Genomic DNA, 12,235 nt, shown 5'->3' with positions numbered 1-12,235 from the left:
CAAGAGGCTATCGATCACCGAATGAATTATTTATGGGGCGGCAAGTGGATTTGCTTGCTGCGTAATTGAATTGCAGTTATTACTTGAAACCGCCATTGAATATTCTTCGAGGCAGAAGTTTTATTGGTAGTTGAAAGCGTCCTGCCGGGAAGCTGATATCCCTTGGTTTCCTTAAGGCTACCAAATCCTGCGTGAACCAGGAAACAGCTTCCTTGCGCAGCAGGATAGATGTACTGGTCAGGCGACCTCGCGGTCCCTGACGCCGATCAGGTAGAGGATGCCGTCCAGGCCGAGGGTGGAGATGGCGTGGCGGGCGTTTTCCCGTACCAGGGGCTTGGCGTGGAAGGCTACGCCGAGTCCGGCGAGACTGAGCATGGGGAGGTCGTTGGCGCCGTCGCCCACGGCGATCACCTGCTGCAGGCTGATATTCATCTCGTTGGCCATCTTCTGCAGTAGCTCGGCTTTTTTCGCTCCGTCTACGATCTCGCCTTTTGTTTCGCCGGTGAGCTTACCGTCGACGATGTCCAGTTCATTGGCCGAGACGCAGTCCACGCCCAGTTTTTCCTTGAGGTGGTTGGCGAAGTAGGTGAAGCCGCCGGACAGGATACCTACGCGGTAACCCAGTCTCTTGAGGCTTCCGATGAGACGCTCCGCACCCTCGGTGATGGGTAAGGTGTCGGCGATGCCCTGGAGTACCGATTCGTCCAGCCCCTTGAGCAAGGCCATGCGACGGCGGAAGCTCTCCTTGAAATCGATCTCGCCACGCATGGCGGCCTCGGTGATCTCCGCCACCTGGTCGCCCACGCCGGCGGCCTTGGCCAGTTCGTCGATCACCTCCACCTGGATCAGGGTGGAGTCCATGTCGAAGATGATGAGGCGGCGGTTGCGGCGGTAGAGATCGTCGGCCTGGAAGGCGACATCCACCTCGTCGGTGCGGCTGATCTCAAGCAGGTCCTGGCGCAGGGCGGTGAGGTCCTCTGCAGTGCCGCGTAATGAGAACTGCACGCAGGCGCGGCGCCGCTCGTTGGACTCGGTAAGGTAGAAGCGGCCGGAGAGACGGGTGATGCCGTCGATGTTGAGGCCGTGGTGTGAGACCACGTGGGCCACCCGGGAGATGTTGTGGGCCGAGAGCTTGCGGCCGAGCAGGGTGACGATATAGCGGGGCTTGCCCTGGAAACCGACCCAGCGTTCGTACTCGTCTTCGGCGATGGGAGCGAAGGTGATGTTCAGCCCCAGCTGGTGGGCCTGGAAGAGCATATCCTTCAATACGGGTCCTGATTGAGCCTCGGGAGGTACCTCCAGCAGCATGCCTAGGGAGAGATGATCGTGGATCACCGCCTGGCCGATGTCGAGAATGTTGATACTGTTCTCGGACAGTACTTCGGTCAGTGCGGCGGTGAGGCCTGGATGGTCTTCGCCGGTGATGTTGAGCAGGATGATTTCGCGCATAGTGGTTGCAGGCCCCTGGTGATTAGAAGGTCTGCTCGCCTTCGTGGAGTTCGGGTTCCAGCCTGGGAGGCATCTGCAGGTAGAAGCCGTTCTCCCGCAGGGCTGCCATCACCTTGTCGATGTTCTCCCTGGCCAGGGGGCGTTCGGGGTGGAGTTCCAGTTCCATCGCCAGGGTGGGGGTGCCGAAGTTCTTCATCAGCACCTTGGGCAGTTCGTCGAATGCCACCTCCCTGGCCAGGTAGAGGTACATCTCGTCTTTGCGGCTGCTGCGGTAGATCCAGCACGGGAGGCGGTTGTCGGCGGTGTTGCTCATTCAAAATTACCAGCAAAAAATCGGATGCTGAATTTTAACCCAAGGGGGCCTTGGAAATCAGGGTTATCTTCTCTGGCCTGCTGAGCTGCTTGATCTCCGCCTCGCGTTGGCAGGCGAGGGAGCGGGTTGCCCAGGCTTCGGCATAGACAAGCTGTACCGGGCGGCGTGCGCGGGTGTAGCGTGCACCCCTTGGCGAGTCGTTGTGCTCCTGTACCCGGCGCTCCAGGTCCGTGGTGACACCGGTATAGAGGCTGTTGTCGCTGCAGCGCAGGATATAGATGTACCAGTCCTTTTCAGTGGTATTTTCCATATGGATTGAGCGTGGGATATCTGTGACTTTCTTCATCTTCCCGGATATCCGCAGTAATGAAAAGGCCAGAAACTGTCTAAACTTTGTATAGGCTGCAAAACGGGTGAAACAGTTATGGTTTTTTCCAACTGGTTAATTGCTGGTATGGCCGTATTGTTGGTCGGTTGTGCCACCCATGAGGGGATACCTGATCTCGATTCGCCGGCACCCAAGACGGTAGCGCTGGCCCCTGAGCGGTTCATCGGACAGGAGGTTGTATGGGGTGGCGTGGTACTGGTCGGTGAGAACCGGGAGCAGAGCACGGTATTCGAGATACTCGCCTATCCCCTGGACTGGCAGGGCGGACCTGATGTTACCGAACCCTCCATAGGGCGCTTTCAGGCTGTCGGGCAAGGCTACATGGAGACCGGGGACTTTCCATCGGGACGTGCGCTTACGCTTCTGGGAACGGTGAAAGAGGTGCGGGTCGGCCAGGTGGGTGCTGCCGATTATCACTTCCCGATCGTGGAGATAAAGAAGTTGTGGCTGTGGTCGCCGCCAGGGGTAATCAGGCCGCCCAGGACGCGCGTTGGTATTAGTGTGGGCTTCAGGCTGTGATGTCGTAATACGATCAGTTCAAGAGGCTCCTGGATACCGGCAGTGCCGGTATCCAGGAAAGGCACTTGGAAACGGCCGGGCAGGGTCTCAGTTTTCCGGTTTGCAATCCTTGCAGGCCACGCTCTCGAGTTTCCATATATCCTCGTTGTACTCCTGCATAGTGCGGTCGGTGGAAAATTTGCCGCTGGCTGCCGTGTTGAAAATGGAGCTGGCAGTCCATCCGTCGCGGTTTCCATAGGCAGCCCCTGCTCTCTCCTGGGCTTCCACGTAGCTGGCAAAATCCGCGGCCACCATCCAGGGGTCGTGGGGGTCGCGAATGGAGCGGATGATGGCGTCGAAAATACCTGGCTCGAACTGGTTGAAGTGGCCTTTTTCCAGCAGATCCATTACCCGGCTGAGGTTGAAGTCGGCTTTGATGATGCTCTTCGGGTCATAGCTCTGCCTGGCCTCTACCACTTCCGGCTCGGTCAACCCGAAGAGGAAAAAGTGGTCGTCGCCCACCTCTTCGCGGATCTCGATGTTGGCACCGTCCAGGGTGCCGATGGTCAATGCGCCGTTCATCATGAACTTCATGTTGCCGGTACCGGAGGCCTCCTTGCCTGCGGTGGAGATCTGCTCGGAAAGATCGGTGCCGGGGCAGATCACCTCCATGGCGGATACGCGGTAGTTAGGGAAGAAGGCGACCTTGAGCAGATCGCCGACCTGTGCGTCACGATTTACGACCTGTGCAACGTTATTGATCAGCTTGACGATCAGTTTGGCCTGCAGATAACCGGGGGCCGCCTTGCCGCCGATGAGTACACAGCGGGGTGTCATGTGCTTTGTTTCGCCGGCCTTGATGCGGGCATAGAGGTGGATGACATGCAGAATGTTGAGCAGCTGGCGCTTGTACTCGTGGATGCGCTTGACCTGGATGTCGAACATGCTGTCGACGTTGAAGCGCACGTCGCACTCCTGCTCCACGAGGTCAGCCAGGCGCTGCTTGTTGGCCTTTTTGACCTCATGCCAGCGGTTGCGGAAGCCGGCATCGTGGGCATAGGCTTCCAGTTTGCGCAGCTGCTCCAGGTGGCAGATCCAGTCTCCGTCGATGGTGTCGGAAATGAGGTTGCGCAGTCCCGGGTTGCAGTGGGCGAGCCAGCGGCGCTGGGTGACGCCGTTGGTCTTGTTGTTGAACTTCTCGGGCCACAGTTCGTAGAAATCCTTGAACAGGCCTGATGTGAGCAGGTTGGAGTGCAGTTCTGCCACCCCGTTGATGGAGAAGCTGCCGACAATGGCCAGGTAGGCCATGCGCACCTGGGGTTCGTGACCCTCCTCGATGATGGACAGGCGGCGAAGCCGCTCTGTGTCCCCTGGCCAGCGGGCGGCCACCTCGGCCAGGAAGCGGGCGTTGATCTCGTAGATGATCTCCAGCAGGCGTGGCAGCAGCTGCTCAAACAGTCGCACGGGCCAGCGCTCAAGCGCTTCGGGGAGTAGGGTGTGGTTGGTGTAGGCCATGGTGCTGCGGGTGATCTGCCAGGCATCGTCCCACTCCATGCCTTCCTCGTCCATCAGCAGGCGCATCAGTTCGGCAACGGTAATGGTGGGGTGGGTGTCGTTGAGCTGAAAGCAGACCTTCTCTGCGAAGTTGCTGAAGTCGTGATCGTGACGCCGTCTCCAGTCGCGCAGAATATCCTGCATGCTGGCGCTGGCCAGGAAGTACTGCTGCTTGAGTCGCAGCTCCTTGCCGCTCTCGCTGGCATCGTTGGGGTAGAGCACCATGGTGATGTTTTCGGCGCTGTTCTTGGCGCCCACCGCCTCGGTGTAACTGCCGGCGTTGAATTCGTCCAGGTCGAACTCGTCGGTGGCTGCCGATTGCCAGAGGCGGAGGGTATTGACGGTCCCATTGCAGTAGCCGGGGACGGGGATGTCGTAAGGCACGGCCAGCACATCATGGGTATCCACCCAGTGGGCACGCAGCTTGCCGTGTTGGTCTGAGTGGAACTCGGTACGACCGCCAAAAGAGATGCGCTGGGTGTACTCTGGACGCTCTATCTCCCAGGGGTTGCCGTCTCGCAGCCAGTGGTCGGGTTCCTCCACCTGGAAGCCGTCCTCGATATCCTGGCGGAACATGCCGTATTCGTAACGGATACCGTAGCCTTTGACCGGCAGTTGCAGGGTGGCGCAGCTGTCGAGGAAACAGGCCGCCAGTCTGCCCAGGCCGCCGTTGCCGAGGCCGGCGTCGGGTTCGTTCTCGGCGATCTCTTCCTGGTGGATGCCCATATCGTAGAGCGCGCCGGTTACTTCGTCTGTGATCCCCAGGTTGAGCATGGCGTTACCCAGGCTGCGGCCCATGAGAAACTCCAGGGAGAGGTAATAGGCGCGCTTGCACTGGGCCTCGTCGTAGGCCTTCTGGGTCTTGATCCAGCGCTCCATCAGGCGGTCGCGCACGGTCATGGCCAGTGCCTTGTAGGGGTAGTGGGTGGTGTAACATTCGCCACTGCGTCCCAGGGTGTGGGCGAAATAGTGGCGGAAGTTGGCGCCTATGCTGTCGGCATCGAGCCCCAGGGGTCGCTGTGCCAACATCTTCTCATTGGGCTTGCTGTGCACGAGGGGCTTGAAATAGGTTTCGGTCTTGTGAGGCATAGTCGGTCGTAATCTTGTGATTCAGGGTTAATCAATCCTGCAATTATAAGGCAAGCTTTGGGCCGAAGGATTAAAAAACCTTTACGGGGTATTGAAAAAAAAGGGAGTAGGGGCGCTCCAGGTCGGCGCTCAGTTCGGCCAGGGAGAAGCTGCGGGTCTTGCGCAGGAATGGCTGTCCCTCGAAGAAAACCAGGAGCGTCGGTACGGTGAACACCTGGTGCTGGGCAGCTGCCTCGGGGGTCTTGGCGCAGTCGATCTGATGGCAAGCCAGCCTCGGGAAGCGGCTTGCTACCAGTTCCCCCATCTTGGGTTTCAGGCCCTGGCAGACACGGCATTCAGGGCCGGTGAACCAGATCAGTGCGGCAGGCTCCCCTGCAATGCACTCATTGAGTGCCTGCAGGGAGTCCAGCGTCTTGAATATCGGTACTTCGGGCATCTGCCCAGTGTAACAGACTCTATATGAATTCTTCGCCGTGTATCTGGAAATCCTTCGGTGTTTCGGTTCCGGTGTCGGTTCCTTCGTCCAGGCGGATCTTGAGCGACAGGTTGTTTCGGGAGTCGGCGTTGGCCAGTGCCTCTTCCAGGGTGATCGTGCCCTCTTTGTAAAGCGTGAACAGGGCCTGGTCGAAAGTCTGCATGCCCCGCTGGCTGCCTTGCTCCATGGCTTCCTTCACGGCATGGATGTCTCCCTTCTGGATCAGTTCGGATACAAAGGCACTGAGTGCCATGATCTCTACCGCAGGCGTCCGTTTGCCGTCCTTGGTCTTGACCAGTCGCTGGGAGATCACGGCCTTGAGGTTCAGGGAGAGATCGAGGTAGAGCTGGTGATGGGCCGTATCAGGGAAGAAGTTGATGATGCGGTCCAGAACCTGGTTTGCGTTGTTGGCGTGCAGTGTTGACAGTGCCAGGTGACCTGTTTCAGCGTAGGCGATGGCGTGTTGCATGGTTGCACGGTCACGGATCTCGCCGATCAGGATGACGTCCGGTGCCTCGCGCATTGCGTTTTTCAGGGCCACCTCGTAGGACATGGTGTCGAGACCCACCTCGCGCTGGTCTACCACCGACTTTTTGTGGGTATGGAGAAATTCCACCGGGTCCTCGATGGTGAGGATGTGGCCGGTGGCGCTCTCGTTACGGTGGTCGATCATGGAGGCCAGGGTGGTCGATTTACCCGAACCGGTGGAGCCCACGACCAGGATCAGCCCCCTGGGCATCATGATCAGGTCTTTGAGCATGGTTGGCAGGTTAAGCTCTTCGATCTTCGGGATCTTGCCCTTGATGTAACGGATCACCATGGCGACATCCCCGCGCTGGCGGAAGACATTGACACGAAAGCGCCCGAGTCCGCCGATGGATATGGCCAGGTTGCACTCCATGGTGCGTTCGAATTCCGATACCTGGTCGTCACTCATGATCGAGTAGGCGAGCGTTTGTACCGCACCGGTTCCCAGTGGTGTCTCGCCTATGGGCGCGGTTCTGCCCTCGGCCTTGATGTTTGGGGGTGCACCGGTACTGAAAAAGAGGTCCGAACCGTTTTTCTGTACCATCAGTTTAAGGTAGGGGATAAGTTCCATGCGCTATCTCCACAAGCTGCTTGCCCTGTATTGGCCGGGTACTCACAAGTTTAGTGTGTCTGATTAGTAGTATAGTTTTTTTCTTATGCCTGACAGGGCATGTCTTTAACTATAAGACAGCAGAACGGGAAAGATATAAAAAGATATAAAGGGTATGATCAGGAAATCTGGAATGTCTTCACAAATGGAAGATGGATAGGCAGGGGGGCGAGGTGAGAGGGATTAGTCTGAGTGGTATCCATTTCTACCCGGTAAAATCCTGTGCCGGCATCGCACTGCAGAGTGCACCGGTGGCTGCGCGGGGCATCAGCTGCGACAGGCGCTGGATGGTGGTGGATTCAAAAGGGTGGTTCCTGACCCAGCGGGAATATCCCCAAATGGCCCTGATCCAGGTCGCGCTGATTCCCGGTGGAATTCGATTACAGGCGCCTGGAATGCAGGTGCTGGATGTGGCCAAGGTGGCTGATGTGGGGGAAATGGTTACGGTTCAGGTCTGGGGTGACAGTTGTACAGCTCGCCTTGTTGACGAGCAGGCTGCGGACTGGTTGAGCGAATACCTTGGCTGCGATGCCCGCCTGGTTTATCTGCCGGACGGCAACTCCCGGCAGGTGGACCTGGACTATGCCCGGGAGGGGGGCGAGGTGGGATTTGCCGACGGCTTTCCATTTCTGCTGATATCCCAGGCTTCGCTGGACGATCTCAATGGTCGGCTTGAGGAGTCTCTGCCCATGAATCGTTTTCGCCCCAACCTGGTTGTCAGCGGCTGCGCCCCTTACGAGGAGGACAGCTGGCGGCTGATCCGTATTGGAGATATCAGCTTCCGTGTGGCCAAGCCCTGCTCCCGCTGTTTCATTACCACCAATGACCAGTCGACGGCGGAGCGGGGAGCAGAGCCCCTGCGCACCCTGAATACCTATCGTCGCCGGGGAAACTTTGTCTATTTCGGGCAGAACCTGGTGCACGATGGTACGGGTGAGTTGAAGGTGGGTATGGGTGTGGAGGTGCTCGAACGTGACGGCGACTGAGAAGCAGGTGGTGGCATCCATCGAGCGGTGGATTCGTGAAGTGGTGGTGGCGCTCAATCTCTGTCCCTTTGCCGAACCGGTGGTCTCGGCCGGCCGTATCTTCTACGCCGTATCGGATGCTGTGGACGAAGAAGGAATTTACATGGATCTGCTGCAGGCACTGGACCGTTTCCAGCAGCAGGACGAAACATCTGCGGCCACCGGTTTTCTGATCCTCTCTGAAGGTTTGGCGGATTACGGGCGTTACAACGATTTTCTGGAGCTGGTGGATCGGCTGCTGGAGGAGAGCGGCTTGAAGGGTGTGGTTCAGATAGCCGGATTTCACCCCCGGTACCTGTTCGAGGAGTGCGATGAGTCCGATCCGTCCAACTATACCAACCGCTCACCCTATCCCATGTTCCACCTGATCAGGGAGGATGACCTGGAGTCGGCGGTGGCCAGCTATCCCGATCCGGCAAGCATCCCGGAGCGCAACATCAAGCTGCTGCGGGAGATGGGGCTGGAAGAGGTGAAATGGCGGCTGGAGCGGTGTTGCCAAGTGTAAGAGCCCGGTCAGCTCTCTGCGGATTCAAGCGCTTCCGAGGCGGTCATCCACTGCTCTTCTATTTCGTTCAGCGAGGTATCCACCTTCGCTTTATCTTCCAGCAACTGCTTGAGGGAAGCCTTGTTCTCCTCATCGTAGACGGACGGGTCGGCCAGTTGCTGCTCCATCGTTGCCTGCTGTTCCATCAATCGATCCATCTCCTTCTCCAGTTTCTGTACCTGGTTGCGCAGCGGCTGCAGCTGCTTGCGCCGCTCCGCTTCCTGGCGCTTGCGCTCCTTGCGTGCGGTGGCGCTGTGCTCCTTCTCTTCGTTACCGGACGGTTTGTCAATTTGTGCTGAGCGGTTGTCAGCCAGCCAGCGGGGGTAGTCATCCAGATCCCCCTTGAACTCGTCCACCTCGCCGTCGTTGACCAGCAGCAGTTGATCCGTGGTGGTGCGCAGCAGGTGGCGGTCATGGGAAACGACCACCATGGCACCTTCGAAATCCTGCAGTGATTGGCTGAGGGCGTGGCGCATCTCGAGATCGAGGTGGTTGGTGGGTTCGTCCAGCAGCAGCAGGTTGGGGCGCTGGTAGACCAGCAGTGCCAGTACCAGGCGCGCTTTTTCACCGCCTGAGAACGGAGCAACAGGGGATTCAGCCCGCTCACCGGTGAAGTCGAAGCCACCGATGTAGTCACGCATGGCCTGTTCGGTTGCCTTGGGATCGATCTGCATCAGGTGATCGAGGGCACTGTGTTCCGGGTGAAGCTGGTCGAGCTGATGCTGGGCGAAGTAACCGATGTTCAGATCCTGTGCCGTTTCCCGCTTGCCCTTCTGGGTGGAGAGCTCCCCTGCCAGCAGTTTGATCAGGGTGGACTTGCCAGCCCCGTTTGGGCCAAGCAGTCCAATCCGGTCGCCGGGTGAAAGAGCCAGCCTGACGCTGTTGAGAACCGGGGTGTCGCCGTAACCGGCTGCCGCATGCTCCAGGCGCATCAAGGGGTGGGGTGTCTTTTCCGGCGGTCTGAAGCTGAAGTGAAAAGGTGAGTCCACGTAGGCCGGTGCGATCAGTTCCATGCGCTCCAGGGCCTTGAGCCGGCTCTGGGCCTGACGGGCCTTGGTGGCCTTGGCCCGAAAACGGTCCACGTAGCTGCGAATGTGGGCCACTTCGCGCCGTTGCTTTTCATACGCCGCCTGCTGGTTGGCCAGGCGTTCGGCGCGGATACGCTCAAAGGCGGAGTAATTGCCGGTGTAGAGGGTGACGCCTCCCTGCTCGATGTGGGCAATGTGGCTGGTGACGGCATCGAGGAAGTCACGGTCATGGGAGATCAGTAGCAGGGTGCCTGGGTAGCCCTTGAGCCACTCTTCCAGCCAGATGACGGCATCAAGGTCCAGGTGGTTGGTGGGTTCGTCCAGCAACAGCAGGTCGGAACGGCACATCAGGGCCCGGGCCAGGTTCAGGCGCATGCGCCAGCCACCGGAGAAGTGGTTGACCGCCTCATCCTCTTCTCCCGGCTTGAAACCGAGCCCGTGTACCAGGCGTGCAGCGCGGGAGCGTGCGGTATAGCCGCCTATGTTGTCCAGGCGGGTGTGCAGTTTGGCCACACGTTCGCCCTGGTGGGCGTTTTCCGCTTCTGCCAACTGTGCCTGGATGTTACGCAGTTCGGCATCACCATCCAGTACGTACTCGATGGCGGGGCGGCTGTCGGCGGGCGTCTCCTGGGCTACGTGGGCGATCACCCAGTCGCGGGGGATGCTGAACTCACCGCTGTCGGCATGCAGTTCATCCCTGATCAGGGCAAACAGGCTCGACTTGCCGGTGCCGTTGGCTCCAGTGACTCCAACCCGCTGGCCGGGATGGATAGTGAAGCAGGCATCGGCAAAGAGCAGCTTGGTACCGCGCCGAAGACTGAGTTTGTCGAACCTGAGCATGGCGGCGGAGTTTAGCAGGATCGGTTGCAGTTGCCGATAATTATCCCCATGTTTGAGAGGAGTGCTGTGGTGTTCCTGGCTGGCAATGACACTGTATACCCTCCATGGGTGCCACAATCCTTAAACCCAGAGTCCGGATACCAGGCTCTGCTGAGACGAGGGCTTGAAGCCCGGTTCAAGGGTGGGAGTGAATAATGAGCGAGCATGTAGGTAGTGGTACGGCCCTGTTGTTGGTGGCCCACGGCAGTCGGCGCGAGGCGTCTAACGACGAGGTGAGGGCAGTTGCACAAAAACTCGCTGCCTTGGCCGGTGAACGCTTCAGCCAGGTGGATGCGGCTTTCCTGGAGTTGGCGGAGCCCTCTATCCCTGATGGTATAGCCCGTTGCTGTGAGCGCGGTGCACAGCGGGTGCTGGTGTTGCCCTATTTCCTCTCTGCCGGCCGACACGTGGTGACCGATATACCCAGCGACGTTGACCAGGGTCGGACGCGCTGCCCGGAAGTTGCCGTTGAGCTTTGCGGCTACCTCGGAGGTAGCGAGGCGATGCCGGAGTTGTTGCTGGAATTGGCAGCCAAAGCGGGCTAGCTTTCCCTGTCGAGTCGCCGGTAACCGATCGCCTCACCAATATGGCTGGCGCTGATTGCATCGCACTGACCCAGGTCGGCGATAGTGCGTGCCAACCTGAGGATTCGATGGTAGGCCCTGGCCGAGAGGTCCAGTTGATCCATCGCCCGGTGCAGTAGTCTCTGCCCCTCATTGTCCGGCCTGCACAAATGCTCCAGTGCATGGCCCTGCAGAGCGCTGTTGGTGCAACCGTTGCGTTCGAGCTGCAGTGCTCTTGCCTGCGCTACTCGTGCCCTGGCATCGCTGCTCGATTCCTCGTCATTTGCTGTTTGGTTGCTGATCATCTCCAGGGGCTGTCGTGGTACCTCTATGTGCATGTCGATGCGATCGAGCAGAGGTCCGGAAATCCTGCCCCGGTAGCGCCTTACCTGGTCTTCTGTGCAATGACAGCTTTTCCCATGGGTATCTCCCAGGTATCCGCAGGGACAAGGGTTTATGGCGGTAATGAGTTGGAAGCGGGCCGGAAAGACGGATTGGCGGGTGGCCCTGGAGATGGTCACTTCTGCATTCTCCAGGGGTTCGCGAAGTACTTCCAAAACCCGACGGTCGAACTCCGGCAGTTCATCCAGAAACAGTATGCCATTGTGGGCTAGGGAGATTTCGCCGGGCATGGGGTTGCTTCCACCGCCCACCAGGGCAGCGGCGGAGGCGGTGTGGTGGGTATTGCGAAAGGGGCGCTTTCTCCACAGCTCGTGTTTGAATGCCTGGTTGCTGACAGAGAGTATGGTGGCCGACTCCAGGGCCTCCTCTTCCGACATGGGTGGGAGAAGGCCCGGCAGGCGGTTGGCCAGCATGGACTTGCCCGAACCGGGTGGGCCTATCATCAGCAAGTGTTGCCCAATTGTTCTATAATGCATTCAATAAGTTAAGGACTAGGTGAACAATGGTTAAGAAACGTGCGTTTAGCTATATCCGCATGTCTACGGAAGCACAACTTAGAGGGCATTCTCTTGGACGACAGATGGAACTTGCTAGGGAATATGCTGATGAAAATAATCTTGAACTTGTGGAAAGCCTACAAGATATAGGTTTGTCTGCCCATTCTGGGGCAAACCTAGAAAAGGTGAGTTAGGAAGGTTTCTGCAAGCATTACACGAAGGAGAAATTGAAAAGGATTGCGTGTTGTTGGTGGAAAGCCTAGACCGCTTATCAAGGCAAAGTCCAAGGAAGGCATTTGGCGGTTTCAAGTAATAACTGCAATTCAATTACGCAGCAAGCAAATCCACTTGCCGCCCCATAAATAATTCATTCGGTGATCGATAGCCTCTTGT

Annotated in this window: 13 protein-coding genes; 5 read left to right on the top strand and 8 right to left on the bottom strand. The window is 58.4% G+C overall.

Annotated elements, in window-relative coordinates; genetic code table 11:
* Window positions 1-237: 237 nt before the first annotated feature.
* The 3 genes from serB to BOW53_RS10505 are packed head-to-tail and all read right to left on the bottom strand — an operon-like array spanning window position 238 to window position 2,108.
* Window positions 238-1,449 (bottom strand): phosphoserine phosphatase SerB, encoded by a 1,212-nt coding sequence (serB, locus tag BOW53_RS10515; protein ID WP_078487945.1) that lies wholly within the window; start codon window positions 1,447-1,449, stop codon window positions 238-240.
* 22 nt (window positions 1,450-1,471) lie between these two features.
* Entirely contained in the window at window positions 1,472-1,762 is a 291-nt protein-coding gene (locus BOW53_RS10510) for a YcgL domain-containing protein (RefSeq protein WP_078487944.1), read from the bottom strand.
* Between the two features lie 34 nt (window positions 1,763-1,796).
* A complete protein-coding gene (locus BOW53_RS10505; protein WP_245832112.1) occupies window positions 1,797-2,108 on the bottom strand; it encodes a GIY-YIG nuclease family protein in 312 nt (103 codons plus the stop codon).
* Between the two features lie 108 nt (window positions 2,109-2,216).
* Between BOW53_RS10505 and BOW53_RS10500 the strand changes: the two genes are divergently transcribed.
* The gene (locus tag BOW53_RS10500) at window positions 2,217-2,669 is read left to right on the top strand and encodes a Slp family lipoprotein (protein ID WP_172838868.1); all 453 of its coding nucleotides are present in this window, start codon (window positions 2,217-2,219) and stop codon (window positions 2,667-2,669) included.
* 87 nt (window positions 2,670-2,756) lie between these two features.
* On the opposite strand, the gene BOW53_RS10495 is transcribed toward BOW53_RS10500, so the two are convergent.
* The 3 genes from BOW53_RS10495 to BOW53_RS10485 all read right to left on the bottom strand — a co-directional run bounded on the left by BOW53_RS10495 (window position 2,757) and on the right by BOW53_RS10485 (window position 6,865).
* Complete coding sequence (locus BOW53_RS10495) at window positions 2,757-5,231, bottom strand: glycogen/starch/alpha-glucan phosphorylase (RefSeq protein WP_135607074.1); 2,475 nt, start codon at window positions 5,229-5,231, stop codon at window positions 2,757-2,759.
* Between the two features lie 130 nt (window positions 5,232-5,361).
* Window positions 5,362-5,727 (bottom strand): thioredoxin family protein, encoded by a 366-nt coding sequence (locus BOW53_RS10490; RefSeq protein WP_078487940.1) that lies wholly within the window; start codon window positions 5,725-5,727, stop codon window positions 5,362-5,364.
* Window positions 5,728-5,746: 19 nt separating this feature from the next.
* Window positions 5,747-6,865 carry a PilT/PilU family type 4a pilus ATPase gene (locus BOW53_RS10485; RefSeq protein ID WP_078487939.1) on the bottom strand — a complete coding sequence of 373 codons (1,119 nt, stop codon included), beginning with the start codon at window positions 6,863-6,865 and terminating at the stop codon, window positions 5,747-5,749.
* Window positions 6,866-7,077: 212 nt separating this feature from the next.
* On the opposite strand from BOW53_RS10485, the gene BOW53_RS10480 reads away from it, so the two are divergent.
* A complete protein-coding gene (locus BOW53_RS10480; protein WP_245832111.1) occupies window positions 7,078-7,890 on the top strand; it encodes an MOSC domain-containing protein in 813 nt (270 codons plus the stop codon).
* Window positions 7,877-8,434 carry a DUF1415 domain-containing protein gene (locus BOW53_RS10475; protein WP_172838867.1) on the top strand — a complete coding sequence of 186 codons (558 nt, stop codon included), beginning with the start codon at window positions 7,877-7,879 and terminating at the stop codon, window positions 8,432-8,434. The genes BOW53_RS10480 and BOW53_RS10475 overlap by 14 nt, the downstream gene beginning before the upstream one ends.
* A gap of 8 nt (window positions 8,435-8,442) precedes the next feature.
* On the opposite strand, the gene BOW53_RS10470 is transcribed toward BOW53_RS10475, so the two are convergent.
* On the bottom strand, window positions 8,443-10,341 hold the full coding sequence (locus BOW53_RS10470) for an ATP-binding cassette domain-containing protein (protein WP_078487936.1): 1,899 nt from the start codon (window positions 10,339-10,341) through the stop codon (window positions 8,443-8,445).
* A 194-nt stretch (window positions 10,342-10,535) separates the two neighbouring features.
* Here BOW53_RS10470 and BOW53_RS10465 point away from each other — a divergent pair, with 194 nt between their 5' ends.
* Window positions 10,536-10,925, top strand: coding sequence for a sirohydrochlorin chelatase (locus tag BOW53_RS10465; RefSeq protein ID WP_078487935.1), 390 nt, complete (start codon window positions 10,536-10,538; stop codon window positions 10,923-10,925).
* On the opposite strand, the gene BOW53_RS10460 is transcribed toward BOW53_RS10465, so the two are convergent.
* Window positions 10,922-11,821, bottom strand: coding sequence for a YifB family Mg chelatase-like AAA ATPase (locus tag BOW53_RS10460; protein ID WP_078487934.1), 900 nt, complete (start codon window positions 11,819-11,821; stop codon window positions 10,922-10,924). The genes BOW53_RS10465 and BOW53_RS10460 overlap by 4 nt on opposite strands.
* A 26-nt stretch (window positions 11,822-11,847) precedes the next feature.
* Between BOW53_RS10460 and BOW53_RS10455 the strand changes: the two genes are divergently transcribed.
* Entirely contained in the window at window positions 11,848-12,036 is a 189-nt protein-coding gene (locus BOW53_RS10455) for a recombinase family protein (RefSeq protein ID WP_078487933.1), read from the top strand.
* Window positions 12,037-12,235 lie beyond the last annotated feature (199 nt).

Source organism: Solemya velesiana gill symbiont, from assembly GCF_002020805.1.
In the GTDB taxonomy this organism is placed as follows: Bacteria; Pseudomonadota; Gammaproteobacteria; order Chromatiales; family Chromatiaceae; genus Sedimenticola_A.
Note: the sequence above shows the minus strand (reverse complement) of the source record. Positions and strands in the feature narration are given on the sequence as shown.

Bases quoted from the DNA above. Each gene is read 5' to 3' on its own strand.
- serB (WP_078487945.1), bottom strand. From the start codon at position 1,449: ATGCGCGAAATCATCCTGCTCAACATCACCGGCGAAGACCATCCAGGC.
- BOW53_RS10510 (WP_078487944.1), bottom strand. From the start codon at position 1,762: ATGAGCAACACCGCCGACAACCGCCTCCCGTGCTGGATCTACCGCAGC.
- BOW53_RS10505 (WP_245832112.1), bottom strand. From the start codon at position 2,108: ATGAAGAAAGTCACAGATATCCCACGCTCAATCCATATGGAAAATACC.
- BOW53_RS10500 (WP_172838868.1), top strand. From the start codon at position 2,217: ATGGCCGTATTGTTGGTCGGTTGTGCCACCCATGAGGGGATACCTGAT.
- BOW53_RS10495 (WP_135607074.1), bottom strand. From the start codon at position 5,231: ATGTTGGCACAGCGACCCCTGGGGCTCGATGCCGACAGCATAGGCGCC.
- BOW53_RS10490 (WP_078487940.1), bottom strand. From the start codon at position 5,727: ATGCCCGAAGTACCGATATTCAAGACGCTGGACTCCCTGCAGGCACTC.
- BOW53_RS10485 (WP_078487939.1), bottom strand. From the start codon at position 6,865: ATGGAACTTATCCCCTACCTTAAACTGATGGTACAGAAAAACGGTTCG.
- BOW53_RS10470 (WP_078487936.1), bottom strand. From the start codon at position 10,341: ATGCTCAGGTTCGACAAACTCAGTCTTCGGCGCGGTACCAAGCTGCTC.
- BOW53_RS10465 (WP_078487935.1), top strand. From the start codon at position 10,536: ATGAGCGAGCATGTAGGTAGTGGTACGGCCCTGTTGTTGGTGGCCCAC.
- BOW53_RS10460 (WP_078487934.1), bottom strand. From the start codon at position 11,821: ATGCATTATAGAACAATTGGGCAACACTTGCTGATGATAGGCCCACCC.
- BOW53_RS10455 (WP_078487933.1), top strand. From the start codon at position 11,848: ATGGTTAAGAAACGTGCGTTTAGCTATATCCGCATGTCTACGGAAGCA.